This window comes from Streptomyces sp. 8L, from assembly GCF_020176795.1.
Taxonomy (GTDB): Bacteria; Actinomycetota; Actinomycetes; order Streptomycetales; family Streptomycetaceae; genus Streptomyces.
The window spans coordinates 1-2,199 of record NZ_JAIUKE010000819.1; the positions used below are offsets into that span (position 1 = coordinate 1).

The window sequence follows — 2,199 nt, forward strand, 5'->3', positions numbered from 1 at the left end:
GCTGGACAGATCGATGCCGGACGGGTAGACAAGCACGCGAAAGCTCCTGGCGGACTGGTGATCTTGGTCGTGAACCCGTTTACCAGGAGCTTTCTTCATGCCAGCCGCCGGGGCTGCCGGCCCAACCACCCGTCAGGTTGGAAGACGTTCAGTTGTGTGTGCGGTGGCCGGACGGGGAGACCGCAGGCGCCGTCGCGGCCGGTGCATTCGGGCAGGGGCCGGTAGGTGACCGCCTCGGTGACGGTCCGTTCCGGCAGCGCCTTGCTCGTTAGTCCTGCTTGGCGTTCTTGGGCACGGTGATCTGGTGGTTGCTCCACGCCATGCGTGTGGTCGCTTCGTAGTTCACCGTGGATCCTCCCTTCAGACCTGCGTCCTGTGCGAAGTCGGAGGGCTTGACGAGGAGATATTGATCGGAGAGGAGGTCGCCGTTGGAGGGGTCGACTACGAGGAGTTCCTCCTGGCTTCCCAGCAGGGTGGCCGCCTTGACCGGCAGCGTGATCCCGACTCCCTTGCGTCCCAGTGGGTCGGTGGCGGAGGCGTTGATTTTGATGCCGGGCAGGCTCGCGATGAGGCGGTATGCGGCGGCCCGGGTACCGGGCTTCACGGGCATGGTGATGAGACCGGCTGTCTGGTGCAGCATCCACTCCGTGAGCGCGTCCGCCCCGTCGTCCTGTGCGTACAGGGCGAGCAGCTTGGCACGCAGTTGTTCGGTGTTGGTGGGCAGTTGCTGCAGGTCCTGGTAAGAGACGTTATTCGGCCCCAGCGCGTAGATCTTGTTGCCGGCGTTGGTGTGCATCACCGTGGGTCGGCTCTCTCCGAGAACGTGTCGCAGCTGAACGGGGCTGCCGAGTTTCATAGGACTGTCGACCTGTCGGGGTGAGCCGTCTTCCTGCCAGCGTCGAGTATCTGCCGCGGCGCGGGGCTGGGTGCTGGCGTTTAGACCTGACACCAGCAGGCTTCCGGTTCCCGGTCGCACTCCGACCGACCACAGGTCAGTCCCGGTGGAACGCAGGCTGTAGCGCCTGCCTGGGTTACCGACGACTTCCACGTCTTGCGTCTGCGTGGTCACCTGCCAGTACGTCCCGTTCTTGGCCGAGGCTTCCGCCTCCTTCGCCGCGGCGAGTAGTTGCAGACGTCCGCTCAGGGGAGCCGCGGTGAGAGAGGGGCGAGGGGCCGATTCCCCGGTACTGGCGGTCTGATGTGTGCCCTGCTCGATGAGGACGCTGACCGCGACCGCGGACGCGGCGAGGGTCGCGAGTGCGCCCACGGGCACGATGCGGGTCCGACGCCGGGAAGAGGACGCCTTGACCCGGCCTTGGTGCTCGCCGGCCAGGATGCGGGCGAAATCCTCTCGTTGCCGGTGGGAGTCGGCAAGAGCAAGCGGGTCGAGTGCGGTCGGCCGGGCGTCAGCCAGGGCCGTCATGGCGTCATCGCGCTCAGGGGGGGTAGGTCGCGTGGTCTTCTTCACGTCAGTGCCCTTTCGGTCTTCATGTGCTGCGTGGAGGAAGTGGCGGGCGGCCGGGCGGCCGCCTGCATGGTGCGTTCCAGGCGTCGGCGGGCTCTGTGCAGGCGAACGGTGACCGTGGCGGTCGTGGAGTGCAGGACGCCCGCCGCTTCCTTCGCGCTCAGGCCGTGCCAGGCGATGAGGGTCAGCAACTCCCGGTCCGCGTCGGACAGAGCGGCCAGCGCGTGCAGCGCTGCTTCGCGGTCGGCCACGCTGGTGGCCACGTCTGCCACCTCGCCCTGCTCGCCCTGCTCGCCCATCACGATGCGCTGAGCTTCTTGAACGGCGAGGGCGTGCCGACGGCTATCCCGGCGGCGCAGTTCACGCACCTGGTTGCGGGCCACCCCCAGCAACCAGGGCAGGGCCGGTTCCGGTAGTTCCTGCACGCGCCTCCAGGCCACGGCGAACGTCTCGCTGGTGATGTCCTCCCCGACCTGCCGACCGACGCGACTTGTGGCATAGGCCAGCACGCGCGGGTAGCACTCCTCGTAGACGTGTCTGAATCGTTGAGCGGGAATCACACGCCATCTCCTGGGTCAGTGGGTATCTCGCAAAGTAATGCGCCCGAGAGGCGGGTTATTACACCCCAGCGGAAAAATCTCGTCGGCACCCCGGGTGAGGCGACCCCGGTGGTGTGGACACTCTGGCAATGGATCTTGCAGATCCGGGGAAGGGTGTCCTGGTGGGACGGAAGT

2 protein-coding genes are annotated in these 2,199 nt (G+C 66.8%); both read right to left on the reverse strand.

The genetic code is table 11. The features are described 5' to 3' along the window. Positions 1-268: 268 nt before the first annotated feature. A complete protein-coding gene (locus LCE31_RS39095; RefSeq protein WP_225023004.1) occupies positions 269-1,423 on the reverse strand; it encodes a CU044_5270 family protein in 1,155 nt (384 codons plus the stop codon). A 41-nt stretch (positions 1,424-1,464) separates the two neighbouring features. Further along, the gene (locus LCE31_RS39100; protein ID WP_225023002.1) at positions 1,465-2,025 is read right to left on the reverse strand and encodes an RNA polymerase sigma factor; all 561 of its coding nucleotides are present in this window, start codon (positions 2,023-2,025) and stop codon (positions 1,465-1,467) included. Positions 2,026-2,199 lie beyond the last annotated feature (174 nt).

Excerpts from the sequence above, each read along its gene's own strand:
- LCE31_RS39095 (WP_225023004.1), bottom strand. The coding sequence starts at position 1,423 with ATGACGGCCCTGGCTGACGCCCGGCCGACCGCACTCGACCCGCTTGCT.